Below are 15,476 nucleotides of genomic sequence, written 5' to 3'. Positions count from 1 at the left end.
GACAGGCCGTATGTAAGACTGCAAACCCTTCAGACCTTCACGCCGCCGAATCTTGCTCTTCTGGAGACGTCCATGTAAGGGGATCCCTAGGGTTGATTCCTCTGTCGTCGAGGCCGTGGCGCCGCCGCCACAGAGGGGTGGGCTGGTTCCGTCAGTGGCTTGGGCTATGCGCCTCCTGTGGATTTGCCCGCGTTGAGACTTTGACGCCCGCAGGCACCGACTTTGCAAAAAGCCAGCGCTCGCCAGAGATCACGCCCGGGACGTCGGGTGCATGACACAATTGCGCCCATGTTTTGGACTATCCCCACCCTGATGACTTGGACGCGCATTGTCGCGATACCTTTGATCGTGGGGGTGTTCTACGCACCCATCGATCCGGCCACCCGCAATCTCATCGCCACGGTGATGTTTGTGGTGTTTGCCGCCACCGATTGGCTGGACGGATTTCTGGCCCGCAAGCTCAATCAAACCTCATCGTTTGGTGCGTTTCTGGATCCGGTCGCTGACAAGTTTCTGGTCTGCGCCTCCTTGCTTGTTTTGGTGCACTTGCAGCGCGCCGATGTGTTCGTGGCGCTCATCATCATCGGCCGTGAAATCGCGATCTCGGCCCTGCGCGAATGGATGGCCCAAATCGGTGCAAGCAAGAGTGTGGCCGTTCACATGATCGGCAAGGTCAAGACCACGGTGCAGATGCTGGCGATCCCCTTCCTGCTGTACGACGGGCGCTTGTTTGGCGTGATCGACACGGGCGTGTGGGGAACTTGGCTGATCTGGGCTTCTGCAGTGCTCACCGTCTGGTCGATGGTTTACTACCTGCAAAAAGCCCTTCCTGAAATTCGCGCCCGGGTTCGCTGAGCGCGATCTGGCGCAGCCTCACAGTGTCTGGCAGGTGTCAATCGGTGAAGCCGCTCATGCGGCATGGGGGCGACAAAAACGCGCTGCATGCCCGGCGGGGCGCAGAAATGAGACTAGAATTCACGCAGCGCCGCCGCAAAACGGCGTGTTGTATTGACACCCCGGAAGTCGATGGCTTTAATCTGACGCAGCAGACCCTGCTGCGTACCCCAGTCATTCCCCCGTCCTAAGCTAACGCTCTTCAGCGAAGCGCTTTGACGTGTGAAGGCCAGATACCCGAGACATTCCATCAACGCTATTCCCGAGAGGCTTCTTGTGAACAAAACCGAACTGATCGAGCACATCGCTAACAATGCCGACATCTCCAAGGCAGCCGCTGCACGCGCTCTGGAGTCGACCATTGAAGCCGTCAAGAAGACCCTGAAGAAGGGTGGCACTGTCTCTCTGGTTGGTTTTGGTACGTTCGCAGTGGGCAAGCGCGCAGCTCGCACAGGTCGCAATCCCCGTACCGGCGCTGCGATTAAAATCAAAGCTGCTAAAGTTCCGAAGTTCCGTCCAGGCAAAGCATTGAAAGATGCTGTGAACTGAAAATTGTTTTAGGCGGGTCCTTAGCTCAGTTGGTAGAGCGGCTCCTTTACACGGAGTAGGTCGGCGGTTCGAGACCGTCAGGACCCACCACCATACAAACAAAGGCGAACGAAAGTTCGCCTTTTGTTTTTGTCACTGAAAGATCGAGACCATGTTTGAAGCCATCCGCAAGCATTCCAAGATCGTGATGTTCTTGTTGTTCTTGCTGGTCATTCCTTCGTTTGTCCTGGTGGGTATCGACAGCAACTACTTCTCTGAAAAGAGCCCAGTGGTGGCGCGCGTTGATGGGCACAAGATCACGCAGGCGGACTGGGATAACGCCCACAGGGAAGAAACGGACCGCATCCGCGCCCAATCCCCCAATGTGGATCCCAAGCAGCTGGACACCCCCCAAGCGCGTTATGCCACGCTGGAGCGGCTGGTTCGTGACCGCGTGTTTGCCGCGGCAGCGCAGAACTCGCACCTGATCACCAGCGACGCTCGTCTGGCCCGTGCCCTTCAAGATATCCCAGCCATCGCCGCGTTGAAGCGTCCCGACGGCTCGCTCGATACCGAAGCCTATCGTTCATTGGTCGGCGCCCAAGGCCTGACACCTGAAGGGTTCGAAGCAAACGTCCGCCGCGAATTGTCGGTGAGCCAAGTGATGGGTGGCGTGATGAGTACGGCGTTCGCTACCGACGCTGCCGCCAAGCTGGCATTCGATTCGCTCTACCAGCGCCGCGAAATTCAAGTGGCTCGCTTCAATGCCACCGACTACGCGAAGCAGGTCAACCCTACCGAGGCGGACATCGAAGCCTTCTACAAGGCCAATGCCCAGCGTTTCCAGCAGCAGGAGCAAGCTGCCGTGGAATATGTCGTTCTCGACCTGGACAGCGTCCGCTCGGGCATCCGTGTGAACGAAGATGACCTGCGTACTTACTACAAGGAAAATCTGACGCGTCTGGCCGCGAAAGAAGAGCGCCGTGCCAGCCACATCCTGATCAACGCCGCTAAAGACGCACCGGCTGCTGACCGCGAGCAAGCCAAGGCACGTGCGCAAGAGTTGCTGGCGCAAGTGCGTAAGTCTCCAGCGTCATTTGCGGAGGTTGCCAAGAAGTCATCGCAGGACTCCGGGTCGGCGCCAGCGGGTGGAGATCTCAACTTCTTTGGCCGCGGTGCGATGGTGAAGCCTTTTGAAGATGCTGTATTTGCGATGAAAAAGGGTGAGATCAGCGACGTGGTGGAGTCTGACTTTGGCTACCACATCATTTTGCTGACGGATATCAAGACTCCACGCCAACCTTCGTTTGAAGAACTGCGTCCGTCTTTGGAAGCTGAACTCAAGCAGCAGCAAGCGCAACGCAAGTTTGCGGAAGTGGCTGAGGCATTCACCAACAGCGTGTACGAGCAACCAGACAGTCTCAAGCCTGTGGCTGACAGCCTGAAGCTCAAAATCCAGACGGCTGAAGGTGTCACGCGCGTTCCTGGTCCTGGCGCCAGCGGCCCGTTGGCCAACCCCAAGTTTTTGGAAGCACTGTTTGCCAACGATTCCGTGGAAGGTAAGCGCAATACCAGTGCGATCGAAGTCGGTCCAAGCCAGCTGGTAGCCGGGCGCATCTCGACTTACACCCCTACACGTACGCTTGCCCTGCAAGAGGTCAGCGATCGCGTACGTCTTTTGCTGATCGCGGAAAAGTCGGCAGAGTTGGCCCGCAAGGACGCAGAAGCCAAGAAGGCCGCGTGGATGGGCAATGCCGCGCCTGCTGCAGGGCTGGCACCGGCGGTAGTTGTGTCCCGCGATCAGACGCAGAACCTGCCTCGTGCTGTGGTGGATGCAGCCTTGCGTGCCTCGCCCGACAATTTGCCCGCCTGGGTGAGTGCAGATCTGGGATCGCAGGGAACCGCAGTGGTGAAGGTGTTGCGGATCATTCCTCGCGAAGGGGTGGATGCCCAGCAAGCTGCTCAGCAACGTCAGCAGTTGCAGCAGTGGTGGACCACAGCCGAAGGGTTTGCTTACTACGAAATGCTCAAAGAGCGTTTCAAGGTTCAAATAAAACCTGCCCGGCCCCAGTCTTCCAATATTTGATCATTTAAGTTTCTCGCGTTGAAATTAGTGCGGGAATTTGGGTTATAATTTATGTCTACGGTGGCTGTAGCTCAGTTGGTAGAGTCCAGGATTGTGATTCCTGTTGTCGTGGGTTCGAGCCCCATCAGCCACCCCAAGTAAACAAAGGAAACCCCGCTATCAATTTGGTAGTGGGGTTTTTTCTTTTCTGTTGCTTGTAGGCAATCTGTAGGCAACTTACCCAAATCCAGCCCCGGTCACGGCACAGAAAAAGCCCCACGGCGGCAGGCACTCGGCCACCAGCGCCAGCAAAAGAAAACCCGCTCGCGGCGGGTCTGTAGGTCGTTCTGCTGGGTGGGCACTCAGTACCCACCCTCAGCGCTGCTCTCTGCAATCGGGTACTTAGTGCCCGTTTGAATGCAGCGCCAGGGTGTAACCATCGCCGTAACCATGGCCTGCGTAACCGTCACCCAGCGGATGCCCCTACGGCAACAGCAACTCAAGCTGCGCAGTTGGGTCGGGCGGTTGCGGTACGTGCTGGGCATCATCCAGCCCCGGCCCCTTTGGCTTTCTCCTGGGTCTGGTGGGTCGCGGTGCTGCCTCGCGCCTACTGCTGGCGGCGTCGTCTTCCTGCTCAATGTTGGCCCACCTCTCTTGCACCCCTTCAACCTCCTGAACATCCCCGCTGCGCTGTGCTGTAGATGGTTTCTCTAGATGGTCACCGTCTCCCGGTGTAGAGAAAGTACCAAAACCCCCCTCTACAGCACCGGGAGACGGTGCAGTAGGCAGCGCTCCTACACCGGGAGACGGTGCACGCGAAGCCCTCTCTACACCGGGAGACGGTGTAAGGCTCGCGTTTTTCTCTGCACCGGGAGACGGTGTAGGCGGGGCAATTTCGGTAGGGCGCTGGGCTGCTACCCAAAGCCGGTACGCACCACGCTGGAAGCTCTCCATGGTGCCCACGTCGTAGCCTGGGTGCCGGTCAAGCGCTCGCCAGGTCACGGCGTACCAGCTCGCCTTGCTCGGGCGGTGCCCTTGCGCGGTCTGGTGAACGAACCCAGCGGCCACCAGCTCGCGCACGGCGCGGGTAATGACGTCGTTGGACTTCCAGCCACGCGGGCCAAGGTAGGTCATGCTGCACAGCAACCTCCCGTTGTTGTCACGCACGAACTGGCGGGCGAACTCCAGCAGCAAAGCCTTGGCCGGATGGCTCAAGCCTGAGTAGGCGGGCGAGTCCAGCACCGACCACGGCAGGGCCACGAACCCGCCAGCGTCCCGGCCCGCATCGCCCCGGCGTAGCTTGTTGCGTCCGTTCGCCATGGCTCAGTGCTGCGCCGTGGTGCTGACTCTACGCTGTGCTTTGCTGAGTCTGACGGCCTTCATGCGCTCCACGAAAGCGGCCTTCTCTTTTGCGTCCAGCTCCGCCATGGTTGCTTGCAAGCGCTCGGCCTCGGCAATCTTTGCGGCCATGTATTGCCCGTGCAGGGAGTGTCGGGCCATGAAAGTCAGGGCCTCACCGACAATCTCCATGAAAGCGGAACCTGCACCGCGCCGGGATGGCTTGCTGTAGGGTTCACCACTGGCTTGCAGTGCTTCCTTGATGACGTGTTGCTTGATGATGTGCGGCCCGTATCCACGCGCCAGGGCCTCCAGCAGTTCAGCGGCGCAGCGGTAGCCCGTGACGCACCCAGAGTAGAAGTCCTCTTGGGGAACATCAAAGCAGCGCTCTGCTTTGTATCCGCCTGCTGGGCCGACTTCCTCGGTGACAAAGGACAGAGCCCCTCGGCGCGTGCGGGTGCCGTCTGGGTGGCGGATGATGGGGTGGGCCACATGCTTGCGCAGTCGCTGCACATCTGCCTGTGGCAGCTCAGAGAACAACGGGTGCCAAGCGTCTGCCTCGGTGGGCAGGTCAATCGTGCGCTGCCAGCCGCCAGGGAACTCCAGCAGCGCGGTCTTTCCGTATTCCCCTGTGCCCAGCGCCAGCAAGCGAATGGGCTTGGTCACCCCATCTTTGATGTGGTTGGCGGGCGTCCATGGCCCAGCGGCGGGTGCTGCGGGGGCTCTGGCCTCGGTCGGGTTGAGTGGGGTATCTGCGGGGATGAAGTACGCCATGGCTCAATCCCCTTTTCTGGTCAGGGCGTCATGGGCCAGGGCGCAGATACCGCCAAAAGTCCAGGTGTCGCCGTCAATCGTCATCCGGTCGTGCGCTTCGATGGCGCAGCCGTCATCAAGGGCCTTCTCCAGCGCGGCCAGTGCCAGGCGCAGGGCTTCACGCAATGCGGCGGCCTCGCCCTGGGGGTGGGCGGTGTGGGTAGTGCTGCTCATGGTCAGCCCCCCGCTTGCAGTTGGCCGATGGATGCCAGCGCCTGCACCAGCTTGCGGCGGGCAGCGGCGAAGTTGCCGCGCTCGATGTAGTTGGATGCCAGGTTTGCCGCGTTGAAGGCGGCCAGAACGGCGGTCAGGTTGGCGGTGGGGATGGTGTCCGGTGTGGACGTGCTGGGCGCGGGTTTGCGCTCAGTGATTGCGGTCATGGTCTTGGCTCCTTCGGGAGTGGCAAGGAATCCACCGTTTGCGTTTGAACGCGCAGCAGGTGGGCGGGATGTTTCAAACACGTCCGAAGCCGTGCGGCCATCCTTGCGGGTAAGCCCATCCCGCCCGAAACCATGGGAGACAAGTGCAGGCGCACCGGCCCCAGAATTTGGGCATGACAAAACCCCGCTTATCGGTGGGGGCTGCTACCGCTTCGGATGTGGTGTTTGAACGCACCGAGCCTTTCGGCTTGAGCGAACTGTAGCACGGCAAGTTGTGTCGGCCAATATCGAACCTCGTAAACTGCTGGCCGTGCCGAACCGGCGAGTTGTGTCACCCGGTTCACATACTTGGCGGTGTTCATCGTCGCGCCAGGGGCACACCACATTGCTTTGCCGGTCAGGCGAATTCTGACCACATACCGAGTGGTGCCAGTCGTCGCACTCGGAGCAACCCAAAGTCTGGATTACCGCTTTGCTGGCAGCGCCAAAAAGCGAAACCCAATCTGACATATGTGGTTGCCTGGGGTAGAGTTGGGGCGGTCCGCTCCCTCCTGATTCCGAATACCAGAGGACTCAGGTGCGTAGGTGCCGTCTGCGTTACCCGCAGTGGCACCATCGGACTCCACATCATCGTTCTCGGCGTGTTATGGGCGCAAAGCCAGCCTCGATAGGGGCGCTGGGCATCGGCGGCAACTGTTGCCCCACGCTCGAATCATGCCTGGGCCATGCGCGGAACATGCTCACACCGTGCGGGCACCCAGCGCCAGCAGGTGCGTCACCAGCCGCTCAAAGGCATCCTGCCAGCGCAGTGCTTGGCTCACGGGTAGGTCTTGGGCCTGTTGCGTTTTGGTGCGCGGTGGTGCTGCCGTGTCGCTGGCCTGCCACCCTCCAGCAGGCACCGGCTCGGGGTCATCGCTCAGGTGGTAGGGGTTGCACCGGCCCTTGCCTTGCATCTCCAGGCTCTTTGCCTGGGTGCAGTCCGCGCAGTAGTTCAGGCGGGTATTGAATGCCGGTTCGCCATCAGCGGCCACGATGATGACGGGCTGGCTACCCTTGTGGTTCTGCGCTGCGGCTGCGCTCTTGAGGTACAGCATCCAACTGCTGCGGTTGAAAAAGCACGGCGGAGGCGGCGGTGCCAGGTCATCCACAGCATCGGACAGGTTCAGGCGCATCGCTTTGCTTCGGGTTGGTTTGGGTGCCTAAATTTTAAGCAGAGCGTGATTTCCTGCTTAGGCTTTGTGCAGTCTGTAAACCCAGTGGCAACCCAGTGGCACCCACGGGAAACCAAGCGGTGACCGGGCGGTGATGCCAAAGTGATGCTTTCATGCGTACCGGCCTCGCGTATTTGGTCGATGCGTACCGGCAGGAACATCATTTTTTTGTGGAAACACCTTCGAAACTAGGACTGGAAACACATACGCAAGTAGCGCATTTGCTGCTACAGCGGAAGTTACGGTTTTCAGGAAAGTGTTTTTCCGTGGATACCTGGGCTCGATACCGCCCCTTAAAGCAAGTCTTTTCAATCCCGCAATCGGTTTCTAAACGGTGCGCCAGCACGGTGAATGCCGATGAAATCACAAAACACATCGATGGCTCTATTCAGCAACCCACACTTGCGCGTCTCTATTTCAGTATTCCGTTTGTACCAACCAGAGTCGTATTGCGTATCGCCTGCTGGTACTTGCGGCTTGTGACTCGCAGGGCCGTAATTCCCATGAGTCACTGCCTCTGCGGGCTCAGGGCTACGGCCTTTGCTGGTTGGTTGGAGTGGCATAAAAGCAAAGGAAAACTAAGCGTCACAGACACTGTAACGCAGCAGTGACCCCAAAGTGAGCTTTCCATAACCCTTCACGGGCTTGGGTTGCGCGGCCTGCCACCCTTGGCCCCGTTGATGCGCGATTGCTCCCGGCCTGCATCGGTTTTCGGCCCGGTGGACATACCCCCATGCAGCTTGCAGCGGCCCGACTTGTAGAGCCCGGTCAGTTTGCATGGGGTGCCTGCACGCGTCGTAGCACCGCATTGGAGCCCCTGCACCGCTTCTGGCTGGGTAGGCATGGGCGGGCGCGGAAAGGGCCTTCCTGCGGCCTCCCACGCCCCTTGCGCTCGAAAGTAGGCGTCCACGTAGCTGCGCCACATGCGGCGTCGTTCTGCATCGGTCATGTCCAGTTCCTCAGAGCAATGAAGCCTGGGCGGCGGGTGCACTGGTGCACTCGGGCGGCGTGGTCTGTTGTTGCGGGCCTTCGCCAAAGCCTTCGGGTAAGCCTTCCTCGAAGTCCGCACACCACTCGCCCGCCAGGTCTTGCAGCGCACGTAGCTGGGTCGTTTCATAACTCAGGTCGGCGTGCGCGTGGTCGCTGTGATTTGCCATCCAGTCGGCCAAGTTGTCGATACGGTCGCGCAGTCCCACCATGCGGCGCTGCAATGTGGCGATGGTCTTTGCCGCACGGGTGTCACTGGCGATGATGCCGAACTGTTCACAGACTGCCCGAAGCTGGAACGGATGCACCAGCACGGATTGCGGTTCTTCAATCCCGTCTTGCTGGGTCAGCATGATGGCCGTGCCGTGCTCGTCGTTTACCTGCTCGGCGCTCAAGTGGTGGTGGGTCAGTTTGGTGGTCATGGTGGTGTCCTCGGGTTCAATCGTTCCAGGCGTGCAGGTCTTGGGCTTCGCTGCGGTCAACATGCCGGTCGTCGTCTGGGTCGGCCAGCACGGGCGCAGGCTGCTTGCGGGTCTGCCGGGCGATGGCCTCAAGCTGGGCGGCCCGCGCCACGCTCAGGCGGTCGGTGCGTCCGGCGGCGGTCTTGTCGGCCAGCAGAGCCCCGGCGCGGCCAATCTTGGGTAGAGCCATCGCACGGATGCCGACACGCTGCCAAAGGTCGTCCAGCGATTCGATGACGTTGCGCTTCCCGATGCCATCAGCACCAGCGCCCGAACTGTCTTTGTGGGCCGGTTCTGGCATCGCTGGTGCTCGGCCTGGGCGGGACGCAGGGGCTGTTTTGAGGGGGGTTTTTGAGTCAATCCCTACACAGGATAGGGATTGGATTTTTTCGCCCTGTTTTTCAATCCCTATAGGGTTTGCTTTGCTGCTCATCGTGGTTCCTTCAATCCCTATAGGGTTTGGCTCGGCCTGGGTTTGGCGGTCTTTTTGGGCGCTCAGTTCAATCCCCAACGCACGCACGGCGGCGGTCGGGTCGCGCTCGATGGCGGCCATCAGCACCGGCCATAGCGGGCCATTGACGGCAGGCAGTCCCATCGCTTCACAGCGGGTCAGGACGGCGGTAACTGCCCAGCGTTTGGCCTGTCCGCGCAGCTTGGCCGACTCGCGCTGCAATCCGGCAGGCCCGGCCACCACGTTGAAAAAGCCATCGCGCAATCGCAGCAGCTTGGGGCGTTCCACGGGTTTGCCCCCCACATGCACGCCATCAGCCAGCGGCAGCAGCAGAACGTGAAGGTGCGGCGCAAGCTCGTCGGCATGGCTCACGGCAGACAGCACCGGCAGCGGCAGAGCCTCCATCAGCCACGCAAGGCAGCGGGCAAAGTAGGTGGCAGGGTCAACCCCACACGATGGCGGCAGGCTGAAAACAAACTCCAGCGCCTGAACGTGGTCGCGGCGCATGGCAGCAGGTTTGAGCCCAGCAGCGGCCAGCAAGTCCACGGCCAGGGCCTGAACCTGGGCGGCCTCGGCTGGGCCTGCCAGGATGGCATTCGTGGCGCTGCGGCCTGGGTCAATCCGGCCCACGCTGCCAAGCTCTGCCTGAATCTCGCGCAGGTTGTGGCGGGCGGCAGTCAGCAGGTCGCAGGGCTTGCGCCCGTTGACCTTGCTCATGCTGACAGTCTTTGCCGCGAAGTAGGCAATGTCTGCGGCCATGTCAGAAGCCCGCCTCAAACAACCCCTGCTGCCCCGGATGCACACGGCTTGCGCGTCGCATGGCGTTCAGCCGTGCGGCCTCGCGCTCGGCCTGGGCGGCCTTGCGACGTAAATCGCGCCGGGCTTTGAACACGGCGGCGCACCATGCGGCAGCGCCTGGGCCAGCCTTCGCAATCACCTCTGTGCGCAGGTAGTACTTGTGCGGCCACGAAACCCGGCCATCTTTGCAACCGGCGGCGAAGGGCTCCGATTCAATCTCCCAGCCGTTCCCGTTGAGGGTGAAAATGAATGCGCTCAGGCGCGTGGTGCTGGAATCAAAAACAGAATCCAGTGACGTGAGCACTTCGCCACGCAGCAGCCGGGCCAAAACTTCGGCGATAACGGTGTTGGTTCTTTGAGGGAAAATCGGAGTGCCTGCCACGGCGGCCCCTTGCTTCATAGCGGGGGCTTTTTTCATTGCTTCGCCCCTTCAAACTTCGGCAGGTTCGCAATGCCCAGCACCAGCACGGCAACCAGTGCCACTGCGAAGCCACCAGCGGCGCGGTCGAAGTGCTCCAGCTTGTGCAGGGCCAGCAGCTTGCCGTGAACGTGGCGCAGTGCATCGGCCTGGGGGCTGCAACGCAGCGCCAGCAGTTCGGCCAGCAACTCGCCGCCCAATGCTGCACCGGCACGTTCAGCCCCATCGGCCTCGTCTGCATCGGCCAGCGCCAGCAGCTTTGCAGCCACATCGCGCAGGCCAGCCGGGCCAATGGGCATAGACAGTGCAAACCCGTCGCTTGTGCAGGCGGTCAGGAGTCCATCGCCCACGGTGATTTCGTGCCCGTCCGGGTGGGTGTAGATGGTGGTCGTGCTCATGCTGCCACCCCCAGCGCGGCGCGGATGCCAGCTACCGGCCAGCCCAAGCGGCCATTGATGCGCACCGGGCGCAGGCCATCAGGGAATGTTTCGGCGCAGGCCCAGCCCCTCAAGGTCTGCGGGCGGCGCAGCAGGTAATGGGCGGCTTGCTCGGTCGGCACCGTGGGGCGGTTGACCTGTTCCAGCGGGGGGAACTGTTGGGGCTCAGTGACAGCGCTGCGGGTGTCTGCGCTGTGTTGGGTTGTGCTGGCTTTCATCGCTTTGCATTCCGTAAAGTTGGTATGCAGCGATGATTTTTCTGGGGTGTGTGTTTCCCCTATCCTGTCGGCTCTGGCGGGCGCTTATCGGCTCTAGCTACCAAAAGGAGGCCCCCCGGCTCTGCCGGGGAGGCAGTAGAAGTTTGACTTTTCAGGAGGTTGTCCACCGTAGAGACTTTCAATCGTGAGCCGCCAAGCAAACGAAAGGAAGAAACACGATGGACAAGTATGAAAGTTTGAGTCACACGGCCTGGGATTGCAAATATCACGTGGTCTTCATCCCCAAGTGTCGAAGGCGAACGCTGTACAAGCAGCTACGCGAACACCTGGGTGAGGTATTCAGAAAGTTGGCCGCGCAAAAGGAATGCAGGGTTGAAGAGGGGCATCTGATGCCCGATCACGTGCACATGATGCTGTCGATCCCACCGAAGTACTCGGTGTCGCAGGTGGTGGGCTTTATCAAAGGCAAGAGCGCAATCCACCTTGCGCGGGTGTACGGAGAGCGAAAGCGCAACTTCGTGGGTCAGCACTTCTGGGCGCGAGGGTACTTCGTCTCGACGGTGGGACGCGACGAAGCGGTGATACGGGAGTACATCCGAAACCAGGAGAAGGAAGACGAGAGGTTGGACCAACTCGGTCTATGGAGGTGAGTAGCCACCGATAGGTGGCCCCAAGAATGAGGGGCCGCGTTAGCGACCCCTTACAGCCGCTTTGAGCGGCTCACATCCCGAATGCCCCCGGCTTTGCCGGGGGATGGTTACCGGGCGCTTACCGGGCGATTTTCATCCGTCCGATTGCCTTACGGATTGCTTCAAGGTCGGCTGTTTTTGTGTTGCCTTTGGCGTCGTAGTAATCGAACCCGTCCGGCAGCACTTTTGCAATTTCGGCGGGGGCGTTGTTGCGCCACGCCTCCACCACATCGCGGGCGGTCGGGCACGGATTGCCGTCCCGATGCGCGGCGGCAAGCAGGCGATGCAGGGGTGCGGCATATCCGTTGTATCGCTGGGGCTTCCTAACTGTCCAATCGGGCGCAGTGCTGGCGCTGTCTGCCACCACTGGCGCGGGCGGTGCGGCCTGGGGCTGCACTGGCGAAGCCTCTACTGCGGCGGGCTCGGGCTGTTGCTGCGCTGGTACTGCGGGTTCTAGGCTTTCGGTTGTGCTCGGCTCGGCATCGGGGTTCAGCAGCGCAGTCAGCCTGCTTTCCAGTTTCTCCAACTCCTGTTTGGCAATCGCTCGCTCGGTGATTGTGGTCGGCTTGAGGCTTTTCAGCTCGGCAATCTCCGCTCTGCATTCATCAATCTGGCAGCTTGTTTCCCACGCTGTCAGGTACTCATCGTCCGCGCCTGCCAGCACACCACAAACCATGGCAGCAGCAGCCTCGCCACGACTCGCCAGCTCTTTCAGCGCACCCTCATCAAGTGTGCCGTCGTCGTTCGTAAACACCGATTCGATGGCTTCCCATTCAAACGTCGGGTGCCAATCGCAAAACGCCTTGAACTGCTCCAAGGTGAAGGTTGGCAGTGGCAACACCAGCCCTTCGCGGCCAGGATGCACCCAAGGCTTGGGAGCCTTTTCGCAGTCGTTCAGGTACAGCCCGTCGCTCTTGATGGTCAGCCACTTCCCGATGCGGTCTGCCTGCTCCCAGCGACCACAAACAAGCTCCCAATCCCCGCGAACCAGGCGTCCAAGGTCTGTTTTGCTGAACTGCAATTCCACTGAGCATCCCCCGATGCACCCCGGTATCAGGAGCCCCAGCAGGCCAGCGGGGGGACTGGCTTTTCGGCAGGATTGCGGCCCGGCCTATCTGGGGCGAAACGGTCAGGCGTGCGTGCGCACCCAGCTTTTCAGGGCCTCATTGATGCGGGTTTGCCAGCCATCACCCGATGCCTTGAACTTCTCCAACACCTCCACGTCCAGGCGTAGCGTTACCTGGGCTTTGGTGCCACTGCCCAGCGGGCGGCCACGACGCACCAGCGGCTTGACCTGCTCCCATTCGGCATCGGTGAAAGGTACGGCATCAGGGTCTGCCAGCGCAGCGGCAGTAATTGCGGCATCCTCGGCAGGGGTGGGCAGGATGGTTCCGGCTTTAAGTTTCGGCATAGCGTTTCACCTCTCGGCTGTTGGCCTTTCTCAAACTGATGATGCGGCGCTCGGTCGGCTGCTCTGGGGGCCGGTCAACAAACACCAGCGCCATGATGCGCAGGCCGATGTACCCCAGCGCCACCATGCGGGCCTCGCCATAGTCCCGGCGCGTGTCCGGCCACACTACGGCGGTTCCCCATTCAAAGCCTGCTGCCTCGGTCAGTGAGACGCCATGCTTTGCCATATTGGCGGCATCTTTTGCCGGGTCGAACGTCACATTCATGGTTTAGTGTAGCTACGTTTATTTGAAGTTCAAGGATTATTTGTAGTTGCGTTATTTCAAGCAGCACCTACTACGCGCAGCTTGCCCGGTTCGGCCTTGGCATCAAACACAATCCCGGCCTGTTCCAGAATCCACGCCTCGATGCGCTCATGGTGTACGCGCAGCAGTTCCAGCGGTCGCACCTTGTAGTGCTTTTCAGCGGTTGCGCTGGGCTTGTGGCCCTGAATCTGCGCCACCACTCCGGCGGGCACCTCCAGCCACTCGGTCAGACTGGCAAAGGAGCGGCGCAGGCCATGCAGGGTCAAGCCCTCCAGGCCAGCGGCGGCACAGGCGCGTGTGTGCGGGTTGTTTGGTTCGGTCAGGCACCCGCTGGCGCTTGTGGGGCTGGAGAACACCCATTCATTGCGGCGGGGCAGGGCGGCCAGCAAGTGCAGCATATAAGGCGTTGCGGGAATCTCGCGTGTGCCTTCCACCTTGTCGCGGATGCTGATTCCCTTCCATTGCGTGTTCACGTCCTCCCAGCGCAGCGCCAGCACTTCGCCAGGGCGGGCACCCGTCAGAAGCATCATTTGCAGGCAGGCGGCAATAACCGGGTTCTGTATCTGCTGCACAGCGGCAAACCATGCGGCCAGTTGCTCACGCTGTAGCACGTCCGATTTCGTCCCGGCCTTGCCCAATGCCTCGCGGGCCTTCTTGGTTTTGGCGGGGTTCTTGTCGGGCAGCAGGTTGGCATATTCCGGCTGTTCTGCGCACCACGTCAAAAACACCGTCAGCAGTCGCCATGCCAGCCGGGCCGATGAGGGGCGGGTCTTGCCTTCATTGGCGGCCCATCGCTCTATCGTGGCTTGGTCAAGGTCTTTCAGCGCCAGCGGCATCAGTGCGGCCAGCGGCCCCGGCTTGGTCAGTTGCTTGCCACCACCACGGCGGCCCGATGGCAGGCCACCGGCCTTTGCCTTGTCGATATGGTCACGGTAGTGCAGGTCACCCCAAAACGGGCGGCGCTTTTCTAGGTAGTCCGCCCAGACTTCGCCCACGGTTACGGCGGCCACTTTGTCGGCTTTCACCTTTGCAACGGCTGCGGCCCTTTCGGCGGCCTGGGCGGCCTGTTGCTGGCGCTCTAGCTCTCGGGGGTCTGTACCACTGTCCACCAGCACCTTTAGACGCTGTGCCTCGCCTCTGGCCTTTTCAAGCGGCCAGTCGGCGGCAGTGCCGATGCTCAGGCGCAAGGTTGCCCCGTTCAAGCGCGATTCAAACACGTAGGTTTTACGGCCCGTAGGCGTCACACGCAGCGCCAGTGCTGGGGCTTCGGTGTCCCATAGAAAAGCCTGGGATTTACCAGCCGGGCAGGTGAAGGCGTCAACCCTGCCAGCGGTAAGCCTCACGCGGTTTTGTGGCTTGCTCATGGTGCCCCCTTGAAATCTGTAGGCAATCTGTAGGCAAATTCAGTAGAAATTACCGAATTTCAATCAACGATAAGGCTGTTTACTTGTCCAGTGCTTTACGTCTAAGTTGTTGATTTGTATTGATTCTATCAGCATCAATCAACGGGGTGAAATACTAAAAAGTCAGGATTGTGATTCCTGTTGTCGTGGGTTCGAGCCCCATCAGCCACCCCAAAATATGTTGTTTCACTAGGATGTGAAATGTAGCGATCAAAAGCCTCTGTGGTACCCCACAGAGGCTTTTTTGTTTTTAGCTTCGCTTTACGGGCTCATCGCATCGTCGGGTATGGGCGTGATGTAATTTCTGACATCTCGACTGGCGTGACTGTGCTTCATGAGTTGTTCCAATCGCAACGCCACAGTTCTTTGGTCCTGCGTGTTGTCTCTCCATGCTCTGCCAACGGTGAACGGTCATCACATTGAACATGGTGAGGCGCAAAAAAAACCCGCTACGCCTGAGGTGTGCGGGTTTTGGTTTGAAGCGTAGAAGGCTCTTGGCCTGCCCGGAGGGACTCGAACCCCCGACCTATTGCTTAGAAGGCAATTGCTCTATCCGGTTGAGCTACGGGCAGTTTGGGATGTGGCGGTGGACTTGGGGATAATCCAAATTCTCCAAGATGGAGCAAGTTTGCTCTACCGTCGCAAGCTGCGATGATAACCCGCTACAGGC

At 60.3% G+C, this 15,476-nt stretch carries 19 protein-coding genes and 3 tRNA genes; 6 read left to right on the top strand and 16 right to left on the bottom strand.

Going from position 1 to position 15,476, the window contains the following annotated elements; translation table 11 throughout:
• The first annotated feature begins 288 nt into the window (after positions 1-288).
• From pgsA to BDD18_RS03520, 5 genes are all read left to right on the top strand, one after another.
• Positions 289-855 (top strand): CDP-diacylglycerol--glycerol-3-phosphate 3-phosphatidyltransferase, encoded by a 567-nt coding sequence (gene pgsA, locus BDD18_RS03540; protein ID WP_044396763.1) that lies wholly within the window; start codon positions 289-291, stop codon positions 853-855.
• Between the two features lie 315 nt (positions 856-1,170).
• Positions 1,171-1,443, top strand: coding sequence for an HU family DNA-binding protein (locus BDD18_RS03535; protein WP_044396762.1), 273 nt, complete (start codon positions 1,171-1,173; stop codon positions 1,441-1,443).
• A gap of 14 nt (positions 1,444-1,457) precedes the next feature.
• Positions 1,458-1,533 (top strand) — tRNA-Val (locus tag BDD18_RS03530).
• A gap of 61 nt (positions 1,534-1,594) precedes the next feature.
• Positions 1,595-3,508, top strand: coding sequence for a SurA N-terminal domain-containing protein (locus BDD18_RS03525; protein ID WP_142081426.1), 1,914 nt, complete (start codon positions 1,595-1,597; stop codon positions 3,506-3,508).
• 60 nt (positions 3,509-3,568) lie between these two features.
• Positions 3,569-3,644: transfer RNA gene (locus BDD18_RS03520), tRNA-His, on the top strand.
• A gap of 326 nt (positions 3,645-3,970) precedes the next feature.
• On the opposite strand, the gene BDD18_RS03515 is transcribed toward BDD18_RS03520, so the two are convergent.
• The 11 genes from BDD18_RS03515 to BDD18_RS03460 form a co-directional block, all read right to left on the bottom strand.
• A complete protein-coding gene (locus BDD18_RS03515) occupies positions 3,971-4,807 on the bottom strand; it encodes a hypothetical protein (protein ID WP_211360661.1) in 837 nt (278 codons plus the stop codon).
• Positions 4,808-4,810: 3 nt separating this feature from the next.
• Entirely contained in the window at positions 4,811-5,599 is a 789-nt protein-coding gene (locus BDD18_RS03510) for a hypothetical protein (RefSeq protein WP_142081424.1), read from the bottom strand.
• 3 nt (positions 5,600-5,602) lie between these two features.
• The gene (locus BDD18_RS03505) at positions 5,603-5,812 is read right to left on the bottom strand and encodes a hypothetical protein (protein ID WP_114654914.1); all 210 of its coding nucleotides are present in this window, start codon (positions 5,810-5,812) and stop codon (positions 5,603-5,605) included.
• 2 nt (positions 5,813-5,814) lie between these two features.
• Positions 5,815-6,018 (bottom strand): hypothetical protein, encoded by a 204-nt coding sequence (locus BDD18_RS03500; RefSeq protein ID WP_114654915.1) that lies wholly within the window; start codon positions 6,016-6,018, stop codon positions 5,815-5,817.
• Positions 6,019-6,758: 740 nt separating this feature from the next.
• On the bottom strand, positions 6,759-7,190 hold the full coding sequence (locus tag BDD18_RS03495; RefSeq protein WP_142081422.1) for a hypothetical protein: 432 nt from the start codon (positions 7,188-7,190) through the stop codon (positions 6,759-6,761).
• A gap of 676 nt (positions 7,191-7,866) precedes the next feature.
• Positions 7,867-8,178, bottom strand: coding sequence for an HGGxSTG domain-containing protein (locus BDD18_RS03485; RefSeq protein WP_244938973.1), 312 nt, complete (start codon positions 8,176-8,178; stop codon positions 7,867-7,869).
• A 10-nt stretch (positions 8,179-8,188) separates the two neighbouring features.
• Positions 8,189-8,638 carry a hypothetical protein gene (locus BDD18_RS03480; RefSeq protein WP_142081419.1) on the bottom strand — a complete coding sequence of 150 codons (450 nt, stop codon included), beginning with the start codon at positions 8,636-8,638 and terminating at the stop codon, positions 8,189-8,191.
• A gap of 16 nt (positions 8,639-8,654) precedes the next feature.
• Positions 8,655-9,887 carry a plasmid recombination protein gene (locus BDD18_RS03475; protein ID WP_142081417.1) on the bottom strand — a complete coding sequence of 411 codons (1,233 nt, stop codon included), beginning with the start codon at positions 9,885-9,887 and terminating at the stop codon, positions 8,655-8,657.
• A 1-nt stretch (position 9,888) separates the two neighbouring features.
• Positions 9,889-10,344 (bottom strand): hypothetical protein, encoded by a 456-nt coding sequence (locus tag BDD18_RS03470; RefSeq protein ID WP_142081415.1) that lies wholly within the window; start codon positions 10,342-10,344, stop codon positions 9,889-9,891.
• Complete coding sequence (locus BDD18_RS03465; RefSeq protein ID WP_142081413.1) at positions 10,341-10,742, bottom strand: hypothetical protein; 402 nt, start codon at positions 10,740-10,742, stop codon at positions 10,341-10,343. Before BDD18_RS03465 ends, BDD18_RS03470 begins: the two co-directional genes overlap by 4 nt.
• Positions 10,739-10,999 carry a hypothetical protein gene (locus BDD18_RS03460; RefSeq protein WP_142081411.1) on the bottom strand — a complete coding sequence of 87 codons (261 nt, stop codon included), beginning with the start codon at positions 10,997-10,999 and terminating at the stop codon, positions 10,739-10,741. Before BDD18_RS03460 ends, BDD18_RS03465 begins: the two co-directional genes overlap by 4 nt.
• 218 nt (positions 11,000-11,217) lie before the next feature.
• On the opposite strand from BDD18_RS03460, the gene tnpA reads away from it, so the two are divergent.
• On the top strand, positions 11,218-11,649 hold the full coding sequence (gene tnpA, locus BDD18_RS03455; RefSeq protein ID WP_026437438.1) for an IS200/IS605 family transposase: 432 nt from the start codon (positions 11,218-11,220) through the stop codon (positions 11,647-11,649).
• 118 nt (positions 11,650-11,767) lie between these two features.
• On the opposite strand, the gene BDD18_RS22255 is transcribed toward tnpA, so the two are convergent.
• The 5 genes from BDD18_RS22255 to BDD18_RS03430 all read right to left on the bottom strand — a co-directional run bounded on the left by BDD18_RS22255 (position 11,768) and on the right by BDD18_RS03430 (position 15,378).
• Positions 11,768-12,715 (bottom strand): hypothetical protein, encoded by a 948-nt coding sequence (locus tag BDD18_RS22255; RefSeq protein WP_211360659.1) that lies wholly within the window; start codon positions 12,713-12,715, stop codon positions 11,768-11,770.
• 102 nt (positions 12,716-12,817) lie between these two features.
• Positions 12,818-13,099 (bottom strand): BrnA antitoxin family protein, encoded by a 282-nt coding sequence (locus tag BDD18_RS03445; RefSeq protein ID WP_142081409.1) that lies wholly within the window; start codon positions 13,097-13,099, stop codon positions 12,818-12,820.
• Positions 13,086-13,364 carry a BrnT family toxin gene (locus BDD18_RS03440; RefSeq protein ID WP_142081407.1) on the bottom strand — a complete coding sequence of 93 codons (279 nt, stop codon included), beginning with the start codon at positions 13,362-13,364 and terminating at the stop codon, positions 13,086-13,088. Before BDD18_RS03440 ends, BDD18_RS03445 begins: the two co-directional genes overlap by 14 nt.
• Positions 13,365-13,420: 56 nt before the next feature.
• Positions 13,421-14,767 (bottom strand): tyrosine-type recombinase/integrase, encoded by a 1,347-nt coding sequence (locus tag BDD18_RS03435; RefSeq protein WP_142081405.1) that lies wholly within the window; start codon positions 14,765-14,767, stop codon positions 13,421-13,423.
• Between the two features lie 534 nt (positions 14,768-15,301).
• Positions 15,302-15,378, bottom strand: a tRNA-Arg gene (locus tag BDD18_RS03430).
• Positions 15,379-15,476: the final 98 nt, after the last annotated feature.

The organism is Acidovorax temperans, assembly GCF_006716905.1.
In the GTDB taxonomy this organism is placed as follows: domain Bacteria; phylum Pseudomonadota; class Gammaproteobacteria; order Burkholderiales; family Burkholderiaceae_C; genus Acidovorax; species Acidovorax temperans.
The sequence above is the reverse complement of the archived record's forward strand: the minus strand, read 5'-3'. Positions and strand labels throughout refer to the sequence as shown.